The sequence below is a fragment of the Actinoplanes utahensis genome (assembly GCF_016862455.1).
Taxonomy (GTDB): domain Bacteria; phylum Actinomycetota; class Actinomycetes; order Mycobacteriales; family Micromonosporaceae; genus Actinoplanes; species Actinoplanes utahensis.
Map to the genome: position 1 here is coordinate 89,300 of NZ_BOMZ01000037.1, position 25,249 is coordinate 114,548.

Annotated in this window: 27 protein-coding genes and 2 pseudogenes; 15 read left to right on the forward strand and 14 right to left on the reverse strand. The window is 70.8% G+C overall.

Annotated elements, in window-relative coordinates:
• Positions 1-59 precede the first annotated feature (59 nt).
• From hsaD to hsaB, 3 genes are all read left to right on the forward strand, one after another.
• Positions 60-863 (forward strand): 4,5:9,10-diseco-3-hydroxy-5,9,17-trioxoandrosta-1(10),2-diene-4-oate hydrolase, encoded by an 804-nt coding sequence (hsaD, locus tag Aut01nite_RS13655; protein WP_043525618.1) that lies wholly within the window; start codon positions 60-62, stop codon positions 861-863.
• Between the two features lie 83 nt (positions 864-946).
• On the forward strand, positions 947-1,855 hold the full coding sequence (gene hsaC, locus Aut01nite_RS13660; protein WP_204037531.1) for an iron-dependent extradiol dioxygenase HsaC: 909 nt from the start codon (positions 947-949) through the stop codon (positions 1,853-1,855).
• Between the two features lie 17 nt (positions 1,856-1,872).
• Positions 1,873-2,439: a 3-hydroxy-9,10-secoandrosta-1,3,5(10)-triene-9,17-dione monooxygenase reductase subunit gene (gene hsaB, locus Aut01nite_RS13665; RefSeq protein ID WP_236642729.1), complete on the forward strand. Its 567-nt coding sequence runs from the start codon at positions 1,873-1,875 to the stop codon at positions 2,437-2,439.
• An 82-nt stretch (positions 2,440-2,521) separates the two neighbouring features.
• Here the strand turns inward: hsaB and Aut01nite_RS13670 are convergent, their stop codons facing one another.
• Positions 2,522-3,493 (reverse strand): hypothetical protein, encoded by a 972-nt coding sequence (locus tag Aut01nite_RS13670; protein WP_201775524.1) that lies wholly within the window; start codon positions 3,491-3,493, stop codon positions 2,522-2,524.
• A gap of 149 nt (positions 3,494-3,642) precedes the next feature.
• On the opposite strand from Aut01nite_RS13670, the gene Aut01nite_RS13675 reads away from it, so the two are divergent.
• Positions 3,643-4,140 (forward strand): SigE family RNA polymerase sigma factor, encoded by a 498-nt coding sequence (locus tag Aut01nite_RS13675; protein WP_083999051.1) that lies wholly within the window; start codon positions 3,643-3,645, stop codon positions 4,138-4,140.
• 2 nt (positions 4,141-4,142) lie between these two features.
• Positions 4,143-4,913, forward strand: a complete 771-nt coding sequence (locus Aut01nite_RS13680) for a hypothetical protein (protein ID WP_083999049.1) — start codon at positions 4,143-4,145, stop codon at positions 4,911-4,913.
• Positions 4,914-4,973: 60 nt separating this feature from the next.
• Here the strand turns inward: Aut01nite_RS13680 and Aut01nite_RS13685 are convergent, their stop codons facing one another.
• Together Aut01nite_RS13685 and Aut01nite_RS13690 are read right to left on the reverse strand one after the other, a co-directional pair.
• Entirely contained in the window at positions 4,974-5,783 is an 810-nt protein-coding gene (locus tag Aut01nite_RS13685; RefSeq protein ID WP_043525613.1) for a tyrosinase family protein, read from the reverse strand.
• Positions 5,784-5,823: 40 nt separating this feature from the next.
• Positions 5,824-6,261, reverse strand: coding sequence for a tyrosinase family oxidase copper chaperone (locus Aut01nite_RS13690; protein WP_043525612.1), 438 nt, complete (start codon positions 6,259-6,261; stop codon positions 5,824-5,826).
• 398 nt (positions 6,262-6,659) lie between these two features.
• Here Aut01nite_RS13690 and Aut01nite_RS13695 point away from each other — a divergent pair, with 398 nt between their 5' ends.
• The gene (locus Aut01nite_RS13695; RefSeq protein WP_043525611.1) at positions 6,660-7,058 is read left to right on the forward strand and encodes a tyrosinase family oxidase copper chaperone; all 399 of its coding nucleotides are present in this window, start codon (positions 6,660-6,662) and stop codon (positions 7,056-7,058) included.
• 45 nt (positions 7,059-7,103) lie between these two features.
• Here Aut01nite_RS13695 and Aut01nite_RS13700 read toward each other — a convergent pair whose 3' ends face one another.
• Positions 7,104-7,718, reverse strand: coding sequence for a hypothetical protein (locus Aut01nite_RS13700; RefSeq protein ID WP_043525610.1), 615 nt, complete (start codon positions 7,716-7,718; stop codon positions 7,104-7,106).
• A 207-nt stretch (positions 7,719-7,925) separates the two neighbouring features.
• On the opposite strand from Aut01nite_RS13700, the gene Aut01nite_RS13705 reads away from it, so the two are divergent.
• The 4 genes and pseudogenes from Aut01nite_RS13705 to Aut01nite_RS44795 all read left to right on the forward strand — a co-directional run.
• On the forward strand, positions 7,926-8,468 hold the full coding sequence (locus Aut01nite_RS13705; RefSeq protein WP_236642728.1) for a Uma2 family endonuclease: 543 nt from the start codon (positions 7,926-7,928) through the stop codon (positions 8,466-8,468).
• Between the two features lie 327 nt (positions 8,469-8,795).
• Entirely contained in the window at positions 8,796-9,455 is a 660-nt protein-coding gene (locus Aut01nite_RS43430) for a hypothetical protein (RefSeq protein WP_043525609.1), read from the forward strand.
• A 17-nt stretch (positions 9,456-9,472) separates the two neighbouring features.
• The gene (locus tag Aut01nite_RS43435) at positions 9,473-9,790 is read left to right on the forward strand and encodes a Uma2 family endonuclease (protein WP_236642727.1); all 318 of its coding nucleotides are present in this window, start codon (positions 9,473-9,475) and stop codon (positions 9,788-9,790) included.
• 19 nt (positions 9,791-9,809) lie between these two features.
• Positions 9,810-9,878: pseudogene (locus tag Aut01nite_RS44795) on the forward strand (hypothetical protein); the annotation flags it as partial.
• A gap of 90 nt (positions 9,879-9,968) precedes the next feature.
• Here the strand turns inward: Aut01nite_RS44795 and Aut01nite_RS44800 are convergent.
• The 6 genes and pseudogenes from Aut01nite_RS44800 to Aut01nite_RS13740 all read right to left on the reverse strand — a co-directional run bounded on the left by Aut01nite_RS44800 (position 9,969) and on the right by Aut01nite_RS13740 (position 17,142).
• Positions 9,969-11,981: a serine/threonine-protein kinase gene (locus Aut01nite_RS44800; protein ID WP_373871488.1), complete on the reverse strand. Its 2,013-nt coding sequence runs from the start codon at positions 11,979-11,981 to the stop codon at positions 9,969-9,971.
• A gap of 4 nt (positions 11,982-11,985) precedes the next feature.
• Complete coding sequence (locus tag Aut01nite_RS13720) at positions 11,986-12,897, reverse strand: acyl-CoA dehydrogenase family protein (RefSeq protein WP_043525608.1); 912 nt, start codon at positions 12,895-12,897, stop codon at positions 11,986-11,988.
• Positions 12,894-13,724 (reverse strand): acyl-CoA dehydrogenase family protein, encoded by an 831-nt coding sequence (locus tag Aut01nite_RS13725; RefSeq protein WP_173476683.1) that lies wholly within the window; start codon positions 13,722-13,724, stop codon positions 12,894-12,896. The genes Aut01nite_RS13720 and Aut01nite_RS13725 overlap by 4 nt, the downstream gene beginning before the upstream one ends.
• A 45-nt stretch (positions 13,725-13,769) precedes the next feature.
• Positions 13,770-14,840, reverse strand: a pseudogene (locus tag Aut01nite_RS13730) (acyl-CoA dehydrogenase family protein); the annotation flags it as partial.
• A complete protein-coding gene (locus Aut01nite_RS13735) occupies positions 14,837-15,676 on the reverse strand; it encodes an enoyl-CoA hydratase (protein ID WP_043525607.1) in 840 nt (279 codons plus the stop codon). The pseudogene Aut01nite_RS13730 and the gene Aut01nite_RS13735, both read right to left, overlap by 4 nt.
• Entirely contained in the window at positions 15,673-17,142 is a 1,470-nt protein-coding gene (locus Aut01nite_RS13740; RefSeq protein WP_043525606.1) for a FadD3 family acyl-CoA ligase, read from the reverse strand. Before Aut01nite_RS13740 ends, Aut01nite_RS13735 begins: the two co-directional genes overlap by 4 nt.
• Before the next feature lie 58 nt (positions 17,143-17,200).
• Between Aut01nite_RS13740 and Aut01nite_RS13745 the strand changes: the two genes are divergently transcribed.
• From Aut01nite_RS13745 to pgfA, 3 genes are all read left to right on the forward strand, one after another.
• The gene (locus tag Aut01nite_RS13745; RefSeq protein ID WP_052163790.1) at positions 17,201-18,382 is read left to right on the forward strand and encodes an acyl-CoA dehydrogenase family protein; all 1,182 of its coding nucleotides are present in this window, start codon (positions 17,201-17,203) and stop codon (positions 18,380-18,382) included.
• Complete coding sequence (locus Aut01nite_RS13750; RefSeq protein WP_043525604.1) at positions 18,379-19,149, forward strand: SDR family oxidoreductase; 771 nt, start codon at positions 18,379-18,381, stop codon at positions 19,147-19,149. Before Aut01nite_RS13745 ends, Aut01nite_RS13750 begins: the two co-directional genes overlap by 4 nt.
• Positions 19,150-19,216: 67 nt before the next feature.
• Positions 19,217-20,233: a cell envelope lipid trafficking protein PgfA gene (gene pgfA, locus Aut01nite_RS13755; RefSeq protein WP_052163807.1), complete on the forward strand. Its 1,017-nt coding sequence runs from the start codon at positions 19,217-19,219 to the stop codon at positions 20,231-20,233.
• Here the strand turns inward: pgfA and Aut01nite_RS13760 are convergent.
• Positions 20,212-21,114: a LysR family transcriptional regulator gene (locus Aut01nite_RS13760; RefSeq protein ID WP_043525603.1), complete on the reverse strand. Its 903-nt coding sequence runs from the start codon at positions 21,112-21,114 to the stop codon at positions 20,212-20,214. The genes pgfA and Aut01nite_RS13760 overlap by 22 nt on opposite strands.
• 138 nt (positions 21,115-21,252) lie before the next feature.
• On the opposite strand from Aut01nite_RS13760, the gene Aut01nite_RS13765 reads away from it, so the two are divergent.
• Positions 21,253-21,717 carry a hypothetical protein gene (locus tag Aut01nite_RS13765; protein WP_043525602.1) on the forward strand — a complete coding sequence of 155 codons (465 nt, stop codon included), beginning with the start codon at positions 21,253-21,255 and terminating at the stop codon, positions 21,715-21,717.
• On the opposite strand, the gene Aut01nite_RS13770 is transcribed toward Aut01nite_RS13765, so the two are convergent.
• Together Aut01nite_RS13770 and Aut01nite_RS13775 are read right to left on the reverse strand one after the other, a co-directional pair.
• Complete coding sequence (locus tag Aut01nite_RS13770) at positions 21,714-21,881, reverse strand: hypothetical protein (RefSeq protein WP_161790647.1); 168 nt, start codon at positions 21,879-21,881, stop codon at positions 21,714-21,716. The two genes, Aut01nite_RS13765 and Aut01nite_RS13770, sit on opposite strands and share 4 nt — an antisense overlap.
• Before the next feature lie 11 nt (positions 21,882-21,892).
• On the reverse strand, positions 21,893-22,996 hold the full coding sequence (locus Aut01nite_RS13775) for a steroid 3-ketoacyl-CoA thiolase (protein WP_043525601.1): 1,104 nt from the start codon (positions 22,994-22,996) through the stop codon (positions 21,893-21,895).
• A gap of 95 nt (positions 22,997-23,091) precedes the next feature.
• Between Aut01nite_RS13775 and Aut01nite_RS13780 the strand changes: the two genes are divergently transcribed.
• On the forward strand, positions 23,092-24,315 hold the full coding sequence (locus Aut01nite_RS13780) for a cytochrome P450 (protein WP_043525600.1): 1,224 nt from the start codon (positions 23,092-23,094) through the stop codon (positions 24,313-24,315).
• 163 nt (positions 24,316-24,478) lie between these two features.
• Here Aut01nite_RS13780 and Aut01nite_RS13785 read toward each other — a convergent pair whose 3' ends face one another.
• Positions 24,479-25,051: an HD domain-containing protein gene (locus Aut01nite_RS13785; protein ID WP_043525599.1), complete on the reverse strand. Its 573-nt coding sequence runs from the start codon at positions 25,049-25,051 to the stop codon at positions 24,479-24,481.
• Between the last annotated feature and the right edge of the window lie 198 nt (positions 25,052-25,249).

The window sequence follows — 25,249 nt, forward strand, 5'->3', positions numbered from 1 at the left end:
GTGACCGACCGCACCGCAGCGAAGCAAGGGCCGGGCAGGCATGACAGGGAGGTACAGCGATGACACTGCATTTCCACCGCGACGGCACGGGGTCTCCGGTCGTCCTCCTGCACGGCGGTGGCCCGGGCGCGTCCGCCGAGAGCAACTTCGGGCGGACGATCCCCGCGCTCGCGCCGCACTTCGACGTCCTCGCGGTCGACCAGCCGGGGTACGGCGGATCACTCGGCGAGCCGATCACCGGCCAGTACTTCACCCACGCCGCCACCGAACTCGCCGCCCTCCTCGACAAACTCGGCATCGACCGGGCCGACCTCGTCGGGAACTCCCTCGGCGGTGGCACCGCCGTCCGATTCGCCCTGCTCTTTCCCGCCCGGGCCCGGCGCCTGCTCCTGATGGGACCCGGCGGGCTCTCGCTCAACGTCTTCTCCGCCGACCCGACCGAGGGCGTCAAACGGCTCGGCGCCTTCGGCCGGGACCCCAGCAGGGAGCGTCTCGCCGCCTTCCTCCGGACCCTCGTCCACGACCCGTCCCTGATCACCGACGAGCTGATCGAGGAGCGTTTCCGGGCCGCGATCGACCCCGCCGCGATGCGGGCCATGCGCGAGATGGGTGCCTCCTTCACCGACCCCGCGACGTACGAGGAGGGGCTGCTCTGGCGCGACGCCCACCGGCTGCGCCACGAGACCCTGCTGGTGTGGGGCCGCGAGGACCGGGTCAACCCGCTCGACGGCGCCCTGGTCGCGCTGAAACTGCTGAGGAACGCCCGCCTGCACGTCTTCGGTGGCTGTGGCCACTGGGCCCACCTGGAGAAGTTCGACGAGTTCAACCGCCTGGCCATCGACTTCCTCACCGCACCCTCCTGACTGCCCTCTACCTTCCCTAGCGCGTTCGCACACCTGTTCGGTTCTGTCCGTACCAAGATTCGTTCCACGAGAGGGGACCGCTCGTGAGCAGCCTCATCCGATCCCTCGGCTACCTGCGCGTCGAAGCGACCGACCCGGCCGCCTGGCGCGAGTTCGGCGTCAAGGTCCTCGGCATGGCCGAAGGCCGCGGACCCGATCCGCAAGCCGTCTACCTGCGGATGGACGACCTGCCCGCCCGGATCGTGGTGACCGCCGGCGAACGGGACCGGCTCGCCGCCTCCGGCTGGGAGGTCGCCGACCCGTCCGCGATGACCCGGCTCGCCGCGGTCCTGGAGGAGTCCGGGACCGCGGTGAAACCGGCCGGCGCCGACGAGCTGGCCGACCGCCGCGTCTCCCACCTGATCAGCGCCGACGACCCGGCCGGCAACCGCCTCGAGTTCTTCTGCGGCGCCGACCTGGACACCCGCCCGTTCTCCGCCCCGTACGGCACCCGTTTCGTCACCGGCGTCCAGGGGATGGGCCACGCCGTCCTGCCGGCCCGCGACGACGCCGCGTCCCTGCGCTTCTACACCGAGGTTCTCGGCTTCCGCCTGCGCGACACGATGCGCCTGGTCCCGGAACACCTCGGCCTGCCGTCCGGCGACCGGCCACTGTGGATGCGGTTCCTCGGCTGCGGGCCCCGTCACCACAGCGTCGCCCTCGCTCCGATCCCCGCCCCGACCGGCCTGATCCACCTGATGATCGAGACCGAGACCCTCGACGACGTGGGCCGCGCCATCGACCGCTGCGCCCGCCACGAAGCCCCGATGATCTCCACGCTGGGCCGGCACGCCAACGACCACATGGTCTCCTTCTATGTGCGTACGCCGAGCGGCTTCGACATCGAGTACGGCTACGGCGGCCGCACCGTCGACGACGACACCTGGGTCGCCCGCCACACCGCCGCCCACAGCCTGTGGGGCCACCGCTTCACCGCCGGCGGCGGCCATTGAGCACCGGCGTCTCTCCGGTGGCGGGCGACCCGATCCCGCGCGAGCGGGGCAGCCGCGACTTCCGGCGTGTGTTCGGGCACTTCGGCACCGGCGTCACGGTGATCACGACAGCCGACGCCGAAGGCCCGGCCGGTTTCGCCTGCCAGGCCTTCGCGCCACTGTCGCTGGACCCGCCGCTGGTCCTCTTCTGCCCGCGGAACGGCTCCGAGACCTGGCGCCGCATCGCCCGCACCGGATTCTTCTGCGTCAACATCCTCGCGTCCGACCAGCGCGACGTCTCCCGCCTCTTCGGCACCCCCGGCGCCGACCGTTTCACGGCGGTGGAGTGGTCTCCGGCGCCCTCCGGCGCCCCCGTCCTGGCCGGCGCCCTCACCTGGGCCGACTGCCGCCTGGCGGACGTCCACCCCGGCGGCGATCACGCCATCGTCACCGGTGCGGTGACCACCCTCGGCCGGTGCCGCGACATCGCCCCGCTGCTCTTCCACCGCAGCCGTTACACCACCACCGCACCGGCCTCGCCGTACGAGCCGCCCGAGGTCGTCGACACCCTCCTCTCCTGGCCCCGCCACACCGACTGGATCTGATGGATGACGGGCCGGCGGGCGCCGGCACGATCAGCGGCGAGTCAGTGCGTCGGATCCTGGCCGAAGCCGGCGATGTGCGACGTCACTTCAGCGGGTCCCAGGACTTCCCGAACCAGCGGCGCATCGATTTCGCCAGGTGTCGGTGTTCGGATGCCCATACGTCGTCGAAGAGGAACAGCTGCAGGTAACCGAAATCGTCGTCCATGTGGAGCACCGCCTGCGCCAGGTGTTCGGCGACCTCGACCCGACCGAGCGCGGGCCGGCGTTCGCCGAGCGGACCAGGAATGCTCTCCTGGCCTGCGGCACGCGCCGTCACCGACCGGACGACCCGGTGCGCATCCTCGTGGTCGCCGTCCAGGCCGTGCAGGTCGGGCGCCTCATCGTCCCAGGCTCCCCATCGGTTCATCCGGTCCAGAGCTCCGGCGAGGTCGTCGTCGGGGCCGATGCAGCCGCGCAGCAGGGTCAGCTCCTCAGGCCATGTGCCGGCGGTGCGGAGCCAGCCGGCCAGTTCCGGGAGCCGGACGCCGGGGACGCGGATCACCGTGCCCGGCGTGTCCCAGTCCGCCGCGAGAATCGGTGAGATCGCGATCGTGGTGACCGGCTCGTCGTGGCCGGCGGTGGCGGCGGTGTGCGCGGGCAGCGGCCACTGTCCGTGGATGGGGTAGGCAAGCCGTGCCGGACGCTCGGCGGCGAGGGCGTGATCGAGGAAGAAGTAGGCCAGGGGCACCTCGTCGTCGTCGGTCAGAGCCCGGACGCTGTGGTCGTCGACGATCACCTGCCCTTCCACGTACAGATGCTTCTTCAGGTGTTTGCGCAACTCGGCCATGGTGTTCGGCTCGGGCAGGGAGCGCTTGCCCACTTCGTCGAAGATGGAGTCCAGGCCGTAGACGTCGACGCCCAGCTCCGCCTGCAGCCAGGCCCTCGGGTCGGGGACCGCCTCGGCCCAGCCTCGGCGGAACCAGTCGAGCACCGATGCGTCGGGCAGCTCACGGACGTGTTTGCCGAGCACGCCGTGGTAAGGCGACCGATAGACGAACCAGATCATGCGGCTCATCCTGCACCTCCGGTACGACGAACGCGCCCGCCGACGCCGGCATGTGCGTACGTCAGGTGGGCGGTCAGCGGCGAAGATTTCCGTCGCAACCGCTGAACCTCCGCTGTTGCCCGGGAGTAGATAGGGCGGCTCACAGAAAGGGGGTTGCGATGACCGACGCCGGTTGGAAGCACGACTACGCGGAGTACTTCGCGGCACGTGCCACAGGACTGCGCCGTCTGGCATACGGGTTATGCGGTGACTGGCACCAAGCCGAGGATCTGGTACAGGCCACATTCCTGCAGCTCTACCGGCACTGGCGGCGCATCCGAACAGAGACGGTGGACGCGTACGCCCGCCGAACATTGGTGAACGCGTTTCTCACCGACCGGCGTAACCGGCGCCGCGAGGCTGTTTCGGCGGCGCCCCCGGATCGGGCGGCGCCGTGCACCGACCCGTCACAGGCGATGGACTTGAACCGGGCCCTGGCCGGCCTGCCGCCACAGCAACGCGCCGCAGTGGTGTTGCGCCACCTGGAAGACCTGCCGGTAGCCGAGGTGGCAGCGCTGCTCGGCGTTGCCGAAGGCACCGTCAAAAGCCAGACAGCGCGCGGCGTCCAAGCCCTGCGCGCTGTCCTGGTGCCCGCTCTGCACACCAAGGAGGCTTGAAGATGGACGACAATCTCGTCCGTGACGCCCTTCGCGCTCACGTCACCCAGAGCGAACCCCCGTTGGGGCTGTCCAGCGCCGGGCTGCTGGACGCGGGCCGTCGAGCCCGTCGCCGCCGAGTCCTGGCAACCACCGCCGCCACATTGTCCGTGATGGTGGCGGCTAGTGGCGCGCTGCTGCTGCATCGTCCGGCGTCGGTGCAGCAGGCAAGTCATGAGGTGGCGAGTCTGGAGTGCCCGGACGTACTGACCGCCCGCACCCCCCTCCGGGATCCGGAAGCAGCCGCCGCCCGGGTCACCTGCTACCTCGCCGAAGCCACCACCAAGCTGATGCCCCAGGCGACGTTCCGCCCCAATGAGGCCCGCGCCGGCACGAAACCCCTGGTAGCCAAGACCAACGGTGATGAGATCTCCGCATCCGCGACGGTCGTCGACGCCGGCGGCACCGGCAGTGTCGTCGTGATGGTCAGGCGCGACACCACCCCCCGCGACGAGATCCTCGCCCGCTGCGCCGATGAGCATGCCAAAGCTTCGTGCCGGACCCGGCCGGGCAGCGAGACCCTCACCGAGGTCTACGACTTCGGCGCCCAGGCCAACGGGGCGCACACCGTGACGGTGTACGCGTACACGGGTAGCACGCTGGTCGTGGCCACCACGGCCAACCGGGTCGAGTCGGCGGACGACACCGCGCCGGCGACCCGAACAGACCCGCCGTTGACCACTGACGCCCTCGTCACCCTGGCCAGCGATCAGGCCCTGGTGCTCTACCCCTGACAGACACGTCGACACCGCACCGCCGATGAGCGTGGCAATGCCGGGAACGCGGCTCCGGGGTCAGGCGTAGCTGTAGTTCAGGGCGCTGATGTCGTGCACCGCCAGAGGACTGCGGCCGGCCCCGAACGGACGCATCGTCTCGTTGTTGTCGACGACCCCGGACGTCGTCCCGGTCCGTGGCTGGTAGGTGTCGAGGCCGCGAACGGTCTGCCAGAGCCACCAGAGCCGGTCGATGTTGCAATGGTGCAGCCAGAAACAGGGGTCGTTGGGGGCCTCGCGGGTGCCCATGTGGCCGCCGACGTAGTTGTGCACGCGGTTGTGCAGCTCGATCTCGTTGCGGTTGCGGTAGCTGTTCGACACCGTCGAGTTCCAGGGCGACTGGTCGTAGACGGTGCGGCTCTGCACAGTGCTGACCTGGGAGGCAGTGGGGCGGGTGGCGTTCTGGCCGACCCTCCGCTGGAGGAAGCTGGTGGCGATGCTGCTGCGATAGAGCGACCAGCCCCAGGCGGGGCTGAAGTTGCCGCTGGAGACGCTGCCATTGGTGACCGAGCCGAGGAAGTCGCTCGTGAAGGGCAAGGTGGAAACGGTCCAGTCCCAGTACGGGATGAAGATTCCCGGGTTGCCGCTGACCGTCTGGAGGTCGAGTTCCAGCAGGCGCAGGTATTCGCGGTGCCACGGGAAGAACGACGGGGATTGGTGGGCGTGGCTGATGTTGTCGGTGGTGCGGGCGAAGAAGGTGATGTGCTGGTCGATGTACCAGTTGTAGTTGCGCCCGTTGGCGGAGGTGGTCTTGAACTGACGGAGAGCGTTGGCGAAGGCGGTCTTCTCCGCGCTCGTCATGGCAGTGAAGTTCTTGCGTACGACGGCCATCGGTCAGTCGCCTTTCTGTCAGGGAGCGAGGTTGCCGGCGTCAGTGGGTGTGGGCTTTTGCGGCCTCGTCACTGAGTTCCAGGTCCCCCAGCATGTCGACAACCTTCTTCGCCAGTTTCTTGAGACCCTCCTTGTTCTTGTCGTTGTCGATCTCGACCGGGTCGTAATGGTTGACAGCGCTGATGTAGGCGTTCGCCACATACGGTTCGGAGCCGTCCTCCGGAATGAACAGGGTGCTGATTACGGTGAGGGCCAGCTTCTTGTTGTTGATGTGCAGTTCGTCCTTGCCGCCGGCGTTGTGCTTGCCCTTGATCTTCTTTCCTTTGTAGGTCTCCTCGAAGTCCCGCGGATCGGCGGCGGCGGCTTTCTCCCCGCCCACGGCGGAACCCGGGCCGGCCACGGCCTGGATTCCGACCACGGCGGTTGCGGCGGTGACGGCGCCTGCCGCGCTGTAGCGCAGGACGTCGCGGCGTTTCATGTCAGTCATGGCAATCCGTTTCTGTGGACCAAACCGTCGAAGCGCAGAGTTCGTTGATTCGCCGGACAGGGCGGATGCCCGAGCAGGGCCTCTGTGGTACGTATTCTCATGACAGCAGATTTACGCCCGCAGTCATACGGGTGTACCTCCTCGTGCAGCAACCTGGCACGGCGGGGCCATCCGAACGGTTGTCGGAAATGGTCTCCAGGATATTTTTCTCCCACTTCCGGTCGACTCCCATTGACAGATCGGAAATCGGGGCAGGCGCCGCCGCCGGGGTGCCGCGCCGGCTCCCTCCGGCGTTCGCGACGGAGAAAACAGATCGACCTCCATCAATGGTATGGTGCCGGTGGGCACGTCATGCGGCCCGAGTCGATCGAGAAGCTCGAGGAGATGCGATGAAAGCGATCGCCGGTCTGGTGGCTGCGCTGACCACCACGGGATGCCTGCTCGCCGTCGGCGGTCCGGCGGGCGCCGCCCCCGCCGCCCGTCCGGCCGGACCGGCCGCCGTCATGACAGGCTCGATGGCAGGCCGGGGATTCTTCTTCGAGGACTACCGGGGCCACCACATCATGGGCTGGGGCCGCGACGGATCGGCCTGCTCCTACATCGACGGCGTGCAGTTGGTGCTCTATCCCGCCGGCAACGACAGATATGCCAGCGCCCTCCAGGCCTACCAGCAGGAACACGGGGTCCGGGCGATCACCAAGGCTTCGGTGCGGGTCCTCGGCGACTTCGACATGGTCCCGCCCGCCGACCCGGTCCCGCACTGCCCCGCCTTCGTCTCCGGCCTCTGAGCAGACCCCGGCATGTAGCGACTGTGCGCTCGCGCGCCGAGCTGGTCACGCGGCTGCACGAACTCCGTACCTTGCGGCTCCGACGCACAGGCCCGCCATGACGGCGATGGTGAACGGAATCATCACCGGCACCGTGTCGACGGCCTCCGTCACCTCCTCGGGCAGGCGGGGGTCCACCAGTCCTTCAGGGTCACGGATGACGGTGAGCCGTTCACCCGGCTCTCCCCGAGCTCCCTCGGTGAGCACTGCATCGTTTCCCGGCCAGGTCGTCAGCCGTCCAGGGATCAGCCGGCCGTTGTGGGAGAGCGTGTAGGTGGTCGTGTCCTTATCGCTGCTGCCGTGGATCTCAGCGACGGTAGCGCGGACCTGTTCACCCCGTTCGTGAAGGACGAGGGCCCAGAAACCCATGGTCATCATGGCCATGAGCAGGGCGTTCACAACCCAGGCGGCCATCAGCCAGACCACACGCGCGTTGACGGACGACCATGGGCCGGCGACGTAAAGCACGATGATGGGCACAGCCCAGACGAGCGTGCCGACGACAGCGGCGAGGTCCGGTCTGATCCACGTGGTGGCGACCACGGCATTGAGGGTGGCGAAAACGAGGAAGACTGCAAGGTAGGCCGCCGCTCGGCCGACGATGACTCCGTTGCGATGCACGATCTTGGAGGGTAGGCGACGAGAACCTGCACCGATGCCCCGATCCGGCTTGGCGCCTACTGTTCTGGCGCCTATAGTCATGAGTCTGGTGAGTCGAGTGTCGGATGAGGAGGTGTCGGCATGAGTAGGCTGCGAGAACGGGAGTTCGTCCGCAGGGGAGGCCGGTCCATGGGCATCGACTCAGCGCCTGAGTGGCATCGTCCGCCCGTGGAGGGATACACCGCCGATGACCTGGATCGGATCCCCGATCTCCCACCTCATACCGAGCTCATCGACGGGACTCTCGTCATCGTGAGCCCGCAGAAGGACTTCCATACGATCGTGGTCGACATGCTGACGCAAGAGTTGCGCCGGCTCGCGCCCAAGGAGTCGTTTCGGGTGCGCAGGGAGATGTCGATCGTGCTGGCTCCCCGGCAGCGGCCTGAACCGGATGTGATCGTCCTGCGTGCGGACACGGAAATCGGGAGATCCAGGACCTGGTATCCGGCGGAGGCGGTGGTGTTGGCGGTCGAAGTGGTCTCACCGGAGTCCGAGATCCGTGATCGCCAGCGGAAGCCGCAGCTGTATGCGGAAGCGGGAATCCCGTACTTCTGGTTGGTGGAGGAGTCCAGTGGGGCGCCCGTCGTCCATGCCTACGAGCGCAGGAAGCCCACCGGAGCCTACGAGTTGCTCGGGTCCTTCCGCGGCCGGGTGATTCTCGCGGCGCCGTTCGACATCGACATCGACCTCACCGGCGTCGACGACCTGTGATCCTCCGGCGGGTACTCGCCGGTGTGGCAGGCCGTCGTCGCGGAACATCGCTGCGACGCTCGCTGCGGACTTCGAGCAAGGCGCGATGTCGATCGCTGACTCCGGCCGCGCCGTATTCCGGCTGACAGCCCCACCGGTCCAGGCCGCCAGGCCCGGGACCGGTCACGGAGGAGGGTCGTGACGGCGCTGAGCCCGTCCATCGCCTTGGTAGCGTCCTGACGATCGTTTCGGTAAGGCCACCGCTGAGGCGGGAACCGCCTATCAGAACGGTGTCGACTGGGCGAAGGTCTCTCTGAACCCGGGCGCTCCGAAGACGAAGGGACAGAAGTGAGGGTACGCGCCGCGGCGGTCGCCGCCGTGATGGTGGGTCTGATGACGGCCGGTTGCACCGATACCGACGGCCCCTCGACGGTGGACACCTCGTCCTTGCCGACGCCGGGCGGAACGGCGTCGTCGATGACGTACGAGGAGGCCTACCGGCGGCTGCCGATCGACGGGACCAAGGAGGTGCCGATCACCTGGGACCTGACGCGGGCGCCGGAGACCGACAAGGTCCTCGCCGCCCGGCGGGCTCTCGCGTTCAACTACTGGATGTGGGGTTCGACCGACTACCGCCCGATCATCCCGGTCGGGCGGATGCTCGTCACCGAGATCACCTACGAGGTGATCCTGAAGGGCGTCGCCGATGTCACCGACCACGACCCGACGACAGGCCCTCTCCGGGTCAAGCTCATGGGCGTCGGCGACTACGGTGGCTCCGAGGTGACGGTGACGTTCTGCACCGATCGCGGCCGCTGGCGCGGCCCTATGAACAAGGGCGGCAAGAACCGGGCCTACCTCGAGTCGTACGAGATGAAACGCGTCGAATCCGGCGACGGGCAACCCCGCTGGCTCTATCTTGCGCTCACCGCCGACACCGAGGACCTCAAGGCGCGGTACGGCGCGGAGTGCACGAAGTGGGCTCAGCACCCGGCGCCCACGCCGTAACCGTGAACGGGAATTCAGTGCGCGCGGATGCCGAGATCGACGACGATGCGACGTGGTATCCCGCGGAGGCGGTGGTGCTGGCGGTCGAAGTGATCTCTCCGGAGTCGGAGATCCGTGACCGCGAGCGAAAGCCGCAGCTGTACGCGAAGGCCGGCATTCCGTATTTCTGGCTGGTCGAGGGGGTCGACGGCAAGCCCGTTGTTCATACCTACGAGCGGAATCAGTCCACTGGCGCCTATGACCTGATCGGGTCCTTCCACGATCGGCTGATTCTCACGGCGCCGTTCGACATCGACATCGACCTCACCAAGTTCGAGCAGCGGCCTTTCGCGTAATCTCGATCTGCCGGTATCCATGCGTGAACAGATCCGCTTCCTCATCGAAGTCGCGGAGAAGCCGAACGTGACCATCCCACTTCTCCCCACGGGCACCGGCGGATACGTGAGAATCGGAGACTCGTTCTCCATCCATCGGCTGCCGGGTTCAGGCGTGGTGCCGGCGCTGGACCGCGGGTCAGTTGCAGTGGGACCAGTCGCTGGTGAACGACACGCCGCCGATCGAACCGCCCCACTTGACGCAGGTGGACTCGGCGGCGGCCTTGACCGGGCCGGCGTACGACTGGAACGTGCCCTTCTCGGCGTAAGACTTGTCGTCCTGGACCTCCAGGGTCGCGGACATCGCGGTCTTCTCGTCCAGGGTGCCGTCCTTGAGGGTGACGACGCAGTTGACGCCGCCCTCGGCGCGGTAGAGAAGGTAGATCGTGCCGCGCTGGACCCCGGCCGAGGTGGTGAGTTCCTTCGAGTCGACGACCGCGAAATCGGAGCCGCAGAGGGCGGCCGGGTCCTCGGGGTTCTTCGCGGGCTCCGTCTGCTCCGGTTCGTCTGTGCCGGTGGGTTCGGCGACGGCACCGCCGGTCGGTTTCTTGGTGGGGGTGGTGGCGGGGTCCTCGCCTGCCGGGTCAGTGGGAGGGCTGGTCTTCTTGCCGGGTGACGGCTTCTTCTGGCCGGGACGGTCCGAGGTCTTGGTGTCCGGGCCGGTGACCGGTTCACCGGCCGGGTCCTGGGCGCCGGTCAGCTGGCCGGTGTCCTGCTCGTCGCCGTATTGGCTGCCGACGATGATGCCGATGCCCGCGAGCACGGCCACGACCGCGGCGGCGGCCAGGGCGACCGGCATCTTACGGCGGCCGGCCGCATTCGAATCGGTCAGCGAGCCCGAGTCGGTCCCGTACGAGGCGCCGATCGGTTCCGCCCCCGCCCCGGATCCCCTCGCCGCACCGACGGAGGCAGCGCCGGCCGCGTAACCGCGCGCCCCGGAACCCGCCGGCCGGCCGACGGAAGCCGTCCCGGCCGGGTAGCCGCGCGTCCCGGGTCCCGCCGCAGCTCCGGAGGCCGCGCCCACGGAAGCCGATCCGGTGGCGAAACCCTGCGGCGCCGCGCTGCCCGGAACCGCCCCGAACCGCCCCGACGGCGAAGGCGCCGCCCCGAAGGGCCCCGACGGCGAAGGCGCCGCCCCGAACGGCCCCGACGGCGAAGGCGCCGGCCCCGAGGGTGCGGCACCGTAGGGCGCAGGTCCGGACGACGTGGCGCGATAGGCGCCGGACGGCGCGGAACGTGCCCCGGGGACGGCCCGGAACGACCCCGATCCCGGGTTCGGCTGGTGCGGATTCGGGGCGCTCACCCCGTACGGCGAAGGCCCCTGGTGTGACGCCGCCCCCCGCGAAGCCGCAGCGAACGCCGCGGCGCTGGGGAAACGCTGACCCGGATCGCGCGCCAGCGCGCGCATCACCACCGACGCCACCGGAGCCGGCACGTCGGGCGGCAGCACCGGCGGTTTCCCGTGCACGAGCTGGGCGAGAACGGCGAGCGGGTTGTCGCCGACGTAGGGCGGCCGGCCGGTGAGGCAGCTGAACGCGACCGCACCGAGGGCGTAGATGTCGGTCGCGGCGGTGACCGGGTGGCCTTCGGCCTGTTCGGGGGCCATGTAGTGGGCGCTGCCGAGCACCACGTTCGTGCCGGTCATGCTGGTGATGCCGGCGGAGCGGGCGACGCCGAAGTCGACGAGCACGATGGCGCCCGCCTGGCGGACCAGAAGGTTGCTGGGTTTGACGTCGCGGTGCACGATGCCGGCTTCGTGGGCGGCCTGCAGCGCCTCGGCGACCTGCGCGACGATCGCCATCGTCTCGGCGGGGGCCAGCCGGCCGGCCTTCTGGATCTTCGCCGACAGCGGGGTGCCCTCGATGAACTCCATCACCATGAAGTCCAGGCGGACGTTGCCGACCTGCGCGTTCTCCCCGTAGTCGTAGACCTGCACGACGCCGGGGTGCCGCAGCGCCGCCATCATCCGCGCCTCGGACCGGAACCGGGTGATGAAGTCGGAGTCGGCCATCAGTGCCGGGAGCAGCACCTTGACGGCGATCTCGCGGTGCAGCAGCAGGTCGTCGCCGCGCCACACCTCGCCCATGCCGCCGGCGGCGATGCGCTGGGTGAGCTGGTATCGACCGTTGAGCACGAGTCCCGGTGAAAGCACCGGGTCATGCTACCGGCGCTGATCCATGGGTGGCCGTGAGCCGGGCGAGGTGGTGTGCCGGTGAACCGAACAGTTCGGCGGACGCCCAGGCCCGGCGCAGATAGAGGTGGGCGTGGTGTTCCCAGGTGATGGCCAGCCCGCCGTGCATCTGCACCATGTCGGCCGCGACGGCGCGTAACGTCTCCGAGCACGTGATCTTGGCGACAGCGGGGGAGACGGCGCAGGCGGAGCGGGCGGCCTCGACCCGCACGTACAGCTCGGCGAGCCGATGTTGCAGCACCTGGAACGAGCCGATCGGGCGGCCGAACTGGTACCGGCTCTTCACGTGGTCGACGGTCAGTTCCAGGGCGCGTTCGGCGGCGCCGACCTGTTCGGCGGCGAGCGCGAGACAGGCCACGTCGCGCAGCCGCTCGACGGGGACGCCGGGGCCGATCAGGCGCAGCGAGTCGACCGAGAGGCTCGCCGGATGTCTGGTCGGGTCCAGTGTCGGCTGCATCGTGACGGTGGACGGGTTCGCCTCGTACAGGTTCCCGCCGGTGACGACCAGCAACGTGTCGGCCTCCGGGAGGTCCAGGACGTCGCGGAAGACGCCGGGCGCGGGACTGTCCCAGGCCAGCGCGACGATCCGGTCCCCGGCGCAGACGGCGGGGAGCAGGGTGTCGTCACCGGCGTGCAGCAGCGCCTCGGTGGCGAGGACGGTGCCGAGCATCGGGCCGGCGATCAGGGCCCGGCCCAGCTCCTCGAGGACGATCATCGCCTCGGTGAGGCCGGCGCCGGATCCGCCGTACCGCTCGGGGACGGTGAGGCCGGCGACGCCGATCTCCCGGCACAGCCGCGCCCAAAGCCCGTCGTCACCGCCGTGAGCCGTGACCAGCCCGCGCACCGAGTCCCGCAGGGCCGCGTGTTCCGATGTCATGCGATCGCCTCCAGAATCCGCCGCCGGTGCCAGGCCGGTGTGCCCCACGCCTGATGCAGCACCCGGACCAGGGTCAGCCATCGGCCGAGGCCGTGCTCGCGGGTGTATCCGATCGCCCCGTGCACCTGCAGCGCCGCCCGCGCCGCACGGAGCGCGGCCTCTCCGCACGCCACCTTCGCCGCCGAGATGTCGCGTTCCTCGAGGCCGGCGGCGGCGGCGTGGAGCAGGGGCTCGGCGAACGACAGGGCCACCGCCACGTCCGCGAGCCGGTGCCGCACCGCCTGGAACGCGCCGATCGGCTGCCCGAACTGGGTGCGGGTCCGCGCGTACCCGACCGACATCTCCAGCATCGCCCGGCCCGCCCCGAGCAGTTGCGCGGCACAGGCGAGGGTCCCCAGTTCCAGGGCTTTCGGAACCGAGGATCCAGAACCCAGGACCTTTCCGGGTACGACCTCCGCGAGCCGCCGCCCGGCAACCATCGACTCGTGCACCGCCCCGGCCCGCCCGGCCCGGATCTCCTCGCCGGTGACCAGCAGGATCAGATCGGCCGTGTCGCCGTGAGCCGCGTACGGCAGCCGTGGCGGCGCGGCGAGCGTCGCCACCGTCCGCCCGGCGGCGAGGCCGGACCGCCACTCGGCGGGCAGGTCCAGTGCCGGCACGCAGGCGATCGACTCGGCGAGCGGCCCGGGCACCGCATGATGTCCCAGCTCCTCGAACGCCATGATGAGGTCGGCCGGGGTCGCGCCGTCGTCGATCAGCCCGGTCACCCCGGCCTCGGCGAGGGCGGCCCACGTCACGTCCCGGTCGGTGAACATCTTGTGCAGCATCGCCGCGAACGGCGGTTGCGGCGGCCCGGTCCGACCGGTGGGGTGGGGCAGGCCCAGCACCCGTTTGGCGAGGATGTCCCGCTGGATCTCGTTGGTGCCCGCGTAGATCGGCCCGGCCAGCGCGAACAGGTACCCGTCGGTCCATTCCGGTGAGATCTCGGCGAGCGGCCCGAGCACGTCGAGGGCGGTCTCGTGCAGGGCGACGTCGAGTTCGGACCAGAACAGTTTGGTGGCGCTGGGCGGCACGGGAGTGGGCGCGTACGCCTGCGCCCGATAGGCCCGCGCCCCGATCCACGCGTCGGCCACCCGATCCCGGTATTCGTCTCCGGACAGCCGGGTCATCCGGGTCAGCCGGACCAGCCGGTCGGCCGCCGCCAGGAACCGGCCGGGCCCGCGCAGCGACAGTCCCCGCTCGTGACCGGCGGTGCTCATCGCGATCCGCCAGCCGTCGCCGGGTTCGCCGATCACGTCCTCGTCCGGCACGAACACGTCGTCGAGGAAGATCTCCGCGAACCCGGCCGTCCCGTCGAGCTGCGGAATCGGCCGGACCGTCACCCCGGGCGCCCGCAGATCGAACATCAGATAGGTGACCCCCTGGTGCGGACGTTCCCCGGCCGCGCTGCGGAACAGCCCGAACGCCCGGTCCGCGACCACCGCCCGGGAACTCCACGTCTTCTGCCCGGACAGCAGCCAGCCGCCGTCGGCGCGGGTGGCGCGGGACCGGATCGCCGCGAGGTCGCTGCCCGCCTGCGGCTCCGACCAGGCCTGCGCCCACACCTCGTCGGCGCGGGCCATCGGCGGCAAGATCCGTGCGCACTGCTCCGGCGTCCCGTGCGTGAGCAGGGTCGGAGCCAGCAGGAACAGCCCGTTCTGGCCGATCCGCACGGGAGCGCCGGCCGCGTGGTACTCCTCGTCGAACTCGATCGCGTGCACCGGCGGCGCGGCCCGCCCGCCGTACTCGGCCGGCCAGCACACCGCGGCCAGGCCCGCCCCGGCGAGCCGCCGTTCCCACGTCCGGTGGGCGAGGTCGCCCTCGGGCGTGTCCACCCGGGGCAGGGGAGCGGCCGGCACGTTCGCCGCCAGCCAGGCCCGGACCTCGGCACGGAACGGGGTCACCCGGCGGCCTTCTTCATCGCGGCCGCGTCCAGCCCGGCCAGCGGATCGGCGGTGACCTCGGCGTTGTGCGAGTGCGCCACGTGGTGCAGCCCGAACACCGCGTCCATGCCGGCGCGCATGCCCATCTGGTCCTCGCACAGGTTCACCGCCCGTTTGGCCAGGGCCAGGCCGAACGGCGGCATCGCGGCGATCCGCGCGGCCAGCGCGAGGGTCTCGGTCTCCAGCGCGGCGCGCGGTACGACCCGGTTGACCATGCCGATCTCGTACGCCCTCCGCGCCCCGAACCGGTCCCCGGTGAACAGCACCTCCCGCGCGAATCTCGGGCCCAGCATCCACGGGTGAGCGAAGTACTCCACCCCGGGAATCCCCATCCGCAGCACCGGATCGGCGAAGAACGCGTCCTCGGCGGCCACGATCAGGTCGCACACCCAGGCCAGCATCAGCCCGCCCGCCACGCACGCCCCCTGCACCATGGCGACCATCGGTTTGGGGATCTCCCGCCACCGCCGGCACATGCCCAGATAGACCTCCATCTCCCGGGCCAGCCGCCGGTCCGCGCCGTCCCGGGTGGTGTGGTCCCACCAGGTGACGGCGCGGCGGGGGAAGGACGTGTCGGCGTCGCGTTCCGGGGTGCCGATGTCGTGCCCGGCGGAGAAGTGCTCCCCGGCCCCGGCCAGCACGATCACCGCGGCCTCCGGGTCGTCGACGGCCCGGGTGAACGCGTCGTCGAGCGCGTACGTCATCGCCGAGTTCTGCGCGTTGCGGTAGCGCGGCCGGTTCATGGTGACCAGCGCGACCGGGCCCTCCCGCCGGTAGCGCACCACGTCGTCGCTCATGCGTTCTCCCGCAGCAGGTATTTGAGGACCTTGCCGCTCGCGTTGTGCGGCAGCCCGGCCCGGAACTCCACCGAGCGGGGGGCCTTGTAGCCGGCGAGACGCTCCCGGCAGTACCCGATCACCGCGTCGGCGGTCGGTGTCTCGCCGGGGCGGGGCACCACGAACGCCCGGCCGACCTCGCCGAGCCGCTGGTCCGGCACCCCCACCACCGCGACCTCGGCCACCCCGGGCAGTCCGGCGAGAACCCGTTCCACCTCGGCCGGGTAGACGTTGAAGCCGCCGCAGATGTACATGTCCTTGAGCCGGTCGGTGATCGTCAGATTCCCGGCGTGGTCGAGCCGCCCGACGTCGCCGGTGTGCAGCCACCCGTCCGGGTCGACCGCCTCCGCCGTGGACGCCGGGTCGTCGAGGTAGCCGAGCATCAGGTTGGGGCCGCGCAGCAGCACCTCACCGTCCTTCTCGGCGATCCGCACCTCGAACCCGGCCGCCGCCCGTCCGCAGGTGCCCGCGATCGTCGCGGTGTCGTCGCCGGGCCGGCACATCGTCGCGACCACGGCCTCGGTCAGTCCGTACGCCGTCAGCACCGTCGCGAACCCCAGCTCATCCCGGATCCGGTCGATCAGCGACGGTGGCACCGTCGCCGCGCCGGTCACCGCCAGCCGCAGCGACGACAGGGAGCGCCCGGCCCGCCCCGGATGGTCCAGCAGCCCGATGTAGAGGGTCGGCGGGCCGGGCAGCACGGTGATCACCTCGTGGTCGATCAGGTCCAGCGTGCGCGGCACGTCGAACACCGCCTGCGGCACGATGGTCGCGCCGCTGACCAGGCACGCCAGGAGGCCGGCCTTCAGCCCGAAGCTGTGGAAGAACGGGTTGATCACCAGGTATCTGTCCCGGACGCCCAGGCCGCCGATCGACGCCCACGACCGGGCCACGCCCAGCGACTGCCGGTGCGCGCTCATGACGCCCTTGCTGCGCCCCGTCGTGCCGGAGGTGTAGAGGATGTCGCTCACGTCGTCCGGGCGCACCTCGGGAAGGGGCTGCGCGGGGGAGGCCCGCTCCAGGAACGCGTCCCAGTGCGGCAGCGACACCACCAGCGGCGGCCGGGACGGCAGCGAGGCGAGCCGGTCGGTGCCGAGGAACGGGCCGGTCACGATCAGGCCCTTCGCGCCGCTGCGCGCCAGGATCTCACCGGCCTCGGCGCCGGTGGCCCGCATGCTGATCGGCACCAGCGTCGCGCCCGCGCAGAACACGCCGAGCGCGGCGAGCACCCAGCGGGCCGTGTTCGGCGCCCACAGCGCGACCCGGTCGCCGGGCTCGACGCCGGCGGCGATCAGCGCGCGTGCCGCCGTGCGGGCCTCGTCGTGCAACGCGGCGAAATCGAGGCGGCGCACACCCGGATCGACGAGCGCGGGATCGGTGCCGAACGCGCGCGCCGCGTGCGCCAGCGCCGCCGGGATGGTCTCCATCCAGGCCTCCCTTTACCAGTCGGCCCGCCCTTACCAAGCAAGTGCTTGGTCGCCTAAGGTGAGCGTACGCGTGAGCCGGGAGGTGGCGCCAGTGGACTCGGACGAGGCGTTCCGCATCGAGATCCGTGACTGGCTGGAGCGTCATGTCACCGACGACGTGCGCGGCGCCGGCGGCCCCGGCCGGGAGAGCGAGGCCTTCGAGCAGCGGCTCGCCTTCGCCCGGCGGCTCGCCGCCGGCGGCTGGACCACGCTCGCCTGGCCGGTGGCGCACGGTGGGCGGGGCGCGTCCCTGTCCCGGCAGGTGATCTTCCATGAGGAGTGCGCCCGGTCCGGCGCCCCCAGCCGGGTCGACCACATCGGCACCACCATGGTCGGTCCCACCCTGATCGACCACGGCAGCCCCGAGCAGCGCCGCCGGTTCCTGCCCGCCCTCGCCGCCGTGGACGAGCTGTGGTGCCAGGGCTACTCCGAGCCCGGCGCCGGCTCCGACCTGGCCGGCGTCACCACCCGGGCCCGCCTCGACGGCGACCGCTGGGTGATCACCGGGCAGAAGGTGTGGACCTCCCTGGCGCACGTCGCCGACTGGTGTTTCGTGCTGGCCCGCACCGCGCCCGCCCCGCCCGGCGGCCCCCGCTCGGCCGGCCTGACCTACCTGCTGGTGCCGATGCGCCAGCCGGGCGTCACGGTCCGCCCGATCCGGCAGCTCACCGGCGACAGCGAGTTCAACGAGGTGTTCCTCGACGACGCGGTCACCGAGGCCGGGCTGGTCGTCGGCGAGCCGGGGCGGGGCTGGCGGGTCGCGATGGCCACCCTGGCGTACGAGCGCGGCGCCGCCACCGTCGGCCAGCAGATCGGCTTCCAGCGCGACCTGGACGACCTGCTCGCGGTGGCCCGGCGGACCGGGGCGGCGGGCGACCCGGCGCTGCGGGACCGGCTGACCCGCGCGTGGGTGGACCTGTCCGTGCTGCGCGCGCACACGCTGCGGGTGCTGCGGGCCGACCCGCCGCCGCCGATGTCCTCCTCGGTGATCAAGCTGCTCTGGACCCGCTGGCGGCAGGGCCTCGGCGAGCTGGCCATGGACGTGCTGGCCGCCGGCGACGCCGGGCCGGAGGCCACCGGGCGCTGGCAGCGGTACTTCCTGTTCAGCCGGGCCGACACCATCTACGGCGGATCCGACGAGATCCAGCGCGGCATCATCGCCGAACGCGTCCTCGGGCTGCCCCGGCAGGCCCGCGGATGACCGGGCCGCCGGGCCGCGGGCTGCTCACCGGCAAGGTGGTCGTGGTGACGGCGGCGGCCGGCACCGGCATCGGCTCGGCGGTGGCCCGGCGCTGCCTCGACGAGGGCGCCCGCGTCGTGCTCGGCGACCGCCACGAGCGCCGCCTCGGCGAGGCCCGGGACGGGCTCTCCGGCGCGCATCCGGGCCGGGTCTGGGCGATCCCGTCCGACGTCACCGACGAGGACTCGGTGCAGCGGCTGATCAGCGGCGCCGTCTCCCGGTACGGGCGGCTCGACGTCCTGGTCAACAACGCCGGGCTGGGTGGCGACCGGCCGGTCACCGAGATGTCCGACGCGGAGTGGGACCTGGTCCTGGATGTCACCCTGACCGGCACGTTCCGCTGCACCCGGGCCGCGCTGCGGCAGATGATCGCGCAAGGCGGGGGCGGGGCGATCGTCAACAACGCCTCGGTGCTGGGCTGGCGGGCGCAGGCCGGGCAGGCCCACTACGCGGCGGCGAAGGCCGGGGTGATGGCGTTCACCCGGTGCACCGCCCTGGACGTGGCCGCCCACGGCATCCGGGTCAACGCGGTCGCGCCCAGCCTGGCCGCCCACCCGTTCCTGGCCAAGGTGATCAGCGAGGCGGAGCTGGAGGTGCTGGCCGGGCGGGAGGCGTTCGGCCGGGCCGCGCAGCCGTGGGAGGTGGCGACCGTGGTGGCGTTCCTCGCCAGCGAGTACGCCGCCTATCTGACCGGCGAGGTCATCTCGGTGAGCAGCCAGCATCCCTGACTCCGGGGGTTTCCATCGATGTTACGGCGCAGTAGATTGAAACGCGTTCTACTTTTTGGAGGACGCGATGAGGCGGATCACCGGCGCGATACTGTTCGGTCTCGGCATACTCTGCCTGCTCTTCGCGATGGCCCTGACCTGGATCATCGTGCCCTCCCAGCGGAAGGTCCCGCTCGACCTGGTGCCGCCGGACGTGGTCGTCGAGGCCGCGAACGCCTCCTTCGTGCAGATCCAGACGAACGCGCAGGGCGCGCCGCAGGCCGTGGTGGCGACCGCCGGTCTCAGCTCGACCACCGGCATCAAACCCGACTTCGACGCCGCCGCCGAGCTCGACGGCGACACCCTGGTCTGGAACGTGTACCACTCCACCAACCGGACCGACACCGGCGACATGATCAACAGTGCGGAGAGCCGGGTCGCCCTGGACCGGGTCAGCGGCGAGGCCGTACCGTGGGCCGGGCAGTGCCACACCGAGACGACCGCGCCGTGCACCCCCGGCGACATCGCCTTCGCCGGCCAGCTCTACCTCTTCCCGTTCGGCACCGAGAAGCGCACCTACCAGTACTGGGACTCCGCCCTGCGCCGCGCCCTGCCGATCCAGTACCAGGCCGAGGAGGAGTTCAACGGCCTGCCGGCGTACCGGTTCCAGCAGCAGGTCCCCGAGCAGCAGGCCGAGATGGACGAACAGTCCCTCGCCGGGCTGCTCGCCTTCCTGGCGCCCGGCGCGTCCAGCGGAGCGGTCTCCTACCGGGCCACCCGCACCCTGTGGGTCGAGCCGATGACCGGCGCCATCATCGGGTACCGCGAGCAGCAGCACCGCGAGCTGGTGCCGGTGGTCGGCGAGCGGGTGGTCATCTTCGACGCCGACCTGCAGTACGACCAGCGCACCCTGGAGGCCGTCGGCGACCAGGCCGCGAACGGGCGCGACCAGCTGCGGATGCTCGGCATGTACGTGCCGATCGGCCTCGCCGTGCTCGGCCTCGTCCTGATCGCCCTCGGGGTGTGGCTGTCCGGCGTCCCCGGCCCGCGCGGCGGCCACCGGGCGCCCGAGGTGACCCGGCCTCAGCCGACCCCGGTGCCCTGAGCGACCGACGCGCGCAACACGTCGCGCAGCGCCAGCGCGGCAGGCAACGGGGTGGCCGGCAGCGCCACGTGGATGGTCCGGCGCAGAGCCGGATCGTCCACCCGGCGCAGCACCAGGTCGCCCGGCACGGCCCAGGCCGCCAGCGAGGGCACCAGGGCCACGCCGAGACCGGCGGCCACGTACCCGAACTTGCCGGTCCACTCGGCGATCCGGATGATCCGGCGCGGGCGGAACCCGGCCCGCGCGCAGGCGTCGGCAAGCGCCGTCGCCCGGTCGTCGTACGCGTTCTGCACCCACGGCTCGTCCCGCAGCTCGTCCAGCCCGATCGCCTCGGATCCGGCCAGCCGATGCCGCCGGGGCAGCGCCACCAGCAGCTCGTCCTCGCACAGCACGGTCGTGGTGACACCGTCGGCCGGCGCCAGCCCGTACGGATAGTCGCTGACCACCGCCAGATCCAGGGTGCCGTCCGCGAGCCGGTCCATCAGCGTGGCGGTCGGCCCCTCCAGCGCGACCACGTCCACATCCGGCCGGACCCCGTGGAAGGCCCGTAACGCGGACGGCATCAGCGCGATGTTCGCGGTGCCGAACGCGCCGGCGTGCAGCAGCCCGCCCTGCCCGGTGTGCAGGATCGCCAGCTCACGCCCGGCCCGGGCCAGCCGGTCCAGGACCTCGGTGGCGGTGCGGTGCAGCGCCCGGCCGGCCGGATTGAGCCGCACGCCGCGGGGGAGCCGTTCGAACAGCGGGCCGCCGGCCTGCTGCTCCAGGGAGGCGATCCGGCGGGACACCGCGGACTGGGTGTAGTTGAGCGTGTCGGCGGCCCGGGTGAAGGAACCGGCCTCGGCGACGGCCACGAGCAGTCGCAGCCCAGCGATGTCGAACAAGGTGTCAGTTCCCCCGCAGCATTCCGGAAAAGCATCGATCCTATGCGATCTCGTCGCTGGTCGGATACCTCACGCAGCCATAACGTCATCTTCGCGGCCGCTCCGATGTGGAATCCTCGATGGAAAGGCGACACCGACATGGATCTGGGGAGAAGACTCGGGGACTACGCGGCCGGAGGCGTGACGGGCGTGACGATCCAGTTGCTGCGCCGGATCGTCCTGCTGTTCTTCATCATCGTGCTCATCGGGACCGTCGCGGAGCCGGGCGCCGGACCGTCCCCGGCGCTGGCCTGGCTGATCACCCTCGTCTCCATCGCCTACGGGGCCCGGATCGCCTGGCACCGGCTGACGCCCCGGCAGGGGATCCGGCGGTACTACCTGCACGAGGGCGGCCTGATCGAGACCGGGCTGCTCGGCCATCCGCAGGACACGATCACCTGGGCTGACGTGATCAGCGTGCGGGAGATGGGCATGACCGACAGTTTCACCCGGCTCGAGCTCCACCGGCACGGGGCGGCGCCGTTCGCGGTCATCACCCTGGGACGCCGGCGCGAGCTCCAGGACGCGGTGCTGCGCCGGCTGAGCGGACGACCCGCGAGCTAGCGCGAACCGTAGAAGTTCGGCGGGACCAGCGGATCGTTCTCGGCGGTGTTCGACGCCACCTCGCTGGCGCTGGGATTGAGCGCCGCCATCACCGCGGTGACACCGATCGCGGCGAGCACCGCCGCGACCACGGCGCTCAGCAGCAGAAACCTGAACGGAACCATGGTTTCCTCCTCTACAACCGTTCGATGATCGTCGCGGTCGACATCGCCCCGCCGGCGCACATGGTGATCAGCGCCGTGGTGCCGCCGGACCGCTCCAGCTCGTGCAGGGCGGTGGTGAGCAGGCGCGCCCCGGTGCTGCCCACCGGATGACCGAGAGCGATCGCGCCGCCGTTGACGTTGACCCGGTCCTCGTCGGCGCGGTGCACCGCCATCCAGGACAGCGCCACGCTCGCGAACGCCTCGTTGACCTCGTACCGGTCCAGATCGTCGATCTTCATGCCGGCCCGGGCCAGCACCCGGTCGGTGGCCGCGATCGGGCCGTCCAGGTGGTAATACGGCTCGGCGCCGACCAGGCACTGCGCGACGATCCGGGCCCGCGGCCGCAGGCCCAGCCCGCGCGCCCGGTCGGCGTCCATCAGCAGCAGCGCCGCCGCGCCGTCGGAGATCTGCGACGAGGTGCCCGCGGTGTGCCTGCCGTCCGGCAGCACCGGCTTCAGCGCCGACAACCCCTCGATGGTCGTGTCGCGCAGCCCCTGGTCCCGGGTCACCCCGAGCACCGGCACCACCTCGCGGTCGAACCGGCCCTCCGACCAGGCCCGCGCCGCGTTCGCCTGGGACCGCGCCCCGAACCGGTCCAGGTCGGCCCGGCTCAGCCCGCGGCGCTCGGCGATCCGCTCGGCGGCGACGAACTGATCCGGCAGGTCGATGTCCCACGTGTCGGGGCGGGGCCGCCCGGCGCCGCCGATGTTGGCACGCAACGGCACCCGGCTCATCGACTCCACCCCGCAGGCCACCCCGGCGGTGATCGCATCGGCGGCGATCAGCCCGGCGATCAGATGCGCGGCCTGCTGCGCGGACCCGCACTGCGCGTCCACGGTGGCGCATCCGGTGGTCTGCGGCAGCCCGGCGTGCAGCCAGGCCGTCCGGGTGACGTTGCCGGCCTGCTCTCCGGCCTGCGTGACGCAGCCGCCGATCGCCTGCTCGGCCAGGTCGGCGGGCTCGCCCAGCCCGCGCAGCGCCGCGCCCAGCAACTCGGCGGCGTGCAGCCCCGAGAGCGACCCGCCGCGCTTGCCGATCGGCGTTCGGATCGCCTCGACGATCACCGGTGAACCCACCGCGACCTCCAGCTAGAACCTGTTCTCGATAGAAGCTACCAAATGTATCCAGCACCGTGTTTGAATCGGTAGAACTTGTTGCTGTAGGAGGAGCCGTGGCCGAGCCGCGCACCCGCATCGATCCCACCGATCCGGACATCTACCTGCACGGCATCCCACACGCCGAGTTCGCCGAGATGCGCCGCGACGAACCGGTCCGCTGGATCCCGCAGGTCCGCGGCAGCGCCGGATTCGACGACGACGGCTACTGGGCGGTCACCCGGCATGCCGACGTGATGGCGGTGTCCCGCGACAGCGACACCTATTCCAGCCGGGAGAACACGGCGATCGCCCGGTTCCAGCCGGACATGACCCGCGACCGGATCGAGATGCAGCAGGCCGTCCTGCTCAACATGGATCCGCCGCAGCACACCAAACAGCGGGCCGTCGTCTCCCGCGGTTTCACCCCGCGCGCGGTGAACAATCTGCGCGCCGCGCTCCGGTCCCGCGCCGAGCGCATCGTCGCCTCCCTGTCGGAGGCGGAGACCGGCGACTTCGTCACCGACGTCGCCTGCGAACTGCCGTTGCAGGCCATCGCCGAACTGCTCGGCGTCCCTCAGGAGGACCGGCGCAACGTCTTCGAATGGTCCAACTCGATGATCGGATACGACGACCCGGAGTTCCGCGGCGCCGACCCGATGGAATCCGCCATGGGCCTGCTCGGCTACGCCATGCAGATGGCCGACGAGCGCCGGACCTGCCCGCGCGACGACATCGTCACCACCCTGGTCAACGCCGAGATCGACGGCGAGCACCTGTCCGTCGACGAGTTCGGCTTCTTCGTGCTGATGCTGGCCGTCGCCGGCAACGAGACCACCCGCAACGCCATCTCGCACGGCATGCTCGGCCTGCTCGACAACCCCGGCCAGTGGGAGCTGTACCGGGCCACCCGCCCGCGCACCGCCGTCGACGAGTTCGTCCGCTGGGGCAGCCCGATCAACGTCTTCCAGCGCACCGCCCTGCACGACACGGTGCTCTCCGGCGTACCCATCCGCAAAGGCCAGCGGGTCGCGATGTTCTACGGCTCGGCCAACTACGACGAGGACGTCTTCACCGACCCGCACACCTTCGACATCACCCGCAGCCCCAACCCGCACCTCGGTTTCGGCGGCAGCGGCGCGCATTTCTGCCTCGGCGCCAACCTGGCCCGCCTCGAGATCGACCTCATCTTCAACGCCGTCGCCGACCACATGCCGGACATCACCCTGGCCGGTCCCGCCCAGCGTCTGCGTTCCGGCTGGATCAACGGCATAAAACACCTGCCGGTCAAATACCACTGATCTCGTACGGGCCACACCCGGCCAGAAGCGACCACGCGCCCCCGAGAGTCCCCGCGAGGTCCGCGGTGGTCCGGACCGAAACGCGGCCACCGGGCCGAGGCGCCGCTCCAGGCCACCGGCCGGCAGGGACCGCGGGGTGACGTGTGGTGCGGTTCGGCGGCAGTCAGGTGACCGGGTGGCCGTATTCGGTGGCGAGAGCCGTCAGGTCGGGTTCGCCGAAACGGTCGACCAGGGACTGGAAGCGTTTGACCTTGTCGTCGCCGAAGCGGGCCAGCCGGAGGGCGAACGTGCCCGCGGTCAGGAAGCGGGGCGGGGTGCTCTTGCTGTGGAACTTGTCGGCGTACATCACCAGGTCCTCCTCGCCGGATTCGGCGAGAAAATCGCAGTGCGGGAGGGGAAGCTCCTGCCGTACCACGTCGTCGCGGGTGATGCCGACGCCGGTGTGGTGGGCGCAGAAGCGGCGCAGGGTCTCCGGCAGGCCGACCTCGCCCAGGATCTGGTACCCGAGCAGGCCGTGCAGGATGTACGGGTCGTGGGGCTGCAGCCGGTACACGCCGATGTCGTGCAGCAGGCACCCGGCCCGGACCAGATTCATGTCCAGGCCGTGACCGCCACCGATCTGCTCGGCGATCCGGCAGACGATCTCGCCATGGGTCCAGACCAGCTCGAAGGCGTCGGCGTTCGGCGCGAACCGTTCGTGCAGCGCCCTGATCTCGGCATCACCGGGAATCCGCATCCGGCCGACGATATCGGATCTCTGTCGCGTCGGTTCCGCCTCATCGGGGTGCGCGGCTCCGCTTCCGTCGCTCCTCACGGCCCGCGCGAGGCCCGGGCCGGTGCTCCTACGGTTCGTGCTGTTCGGGCACCGTTGTCTTCTACGGTTCGTGCTTCGGGGCCGGTGCTCCTACGGTTCGTGCTTCGGGGCCGTTGCTTC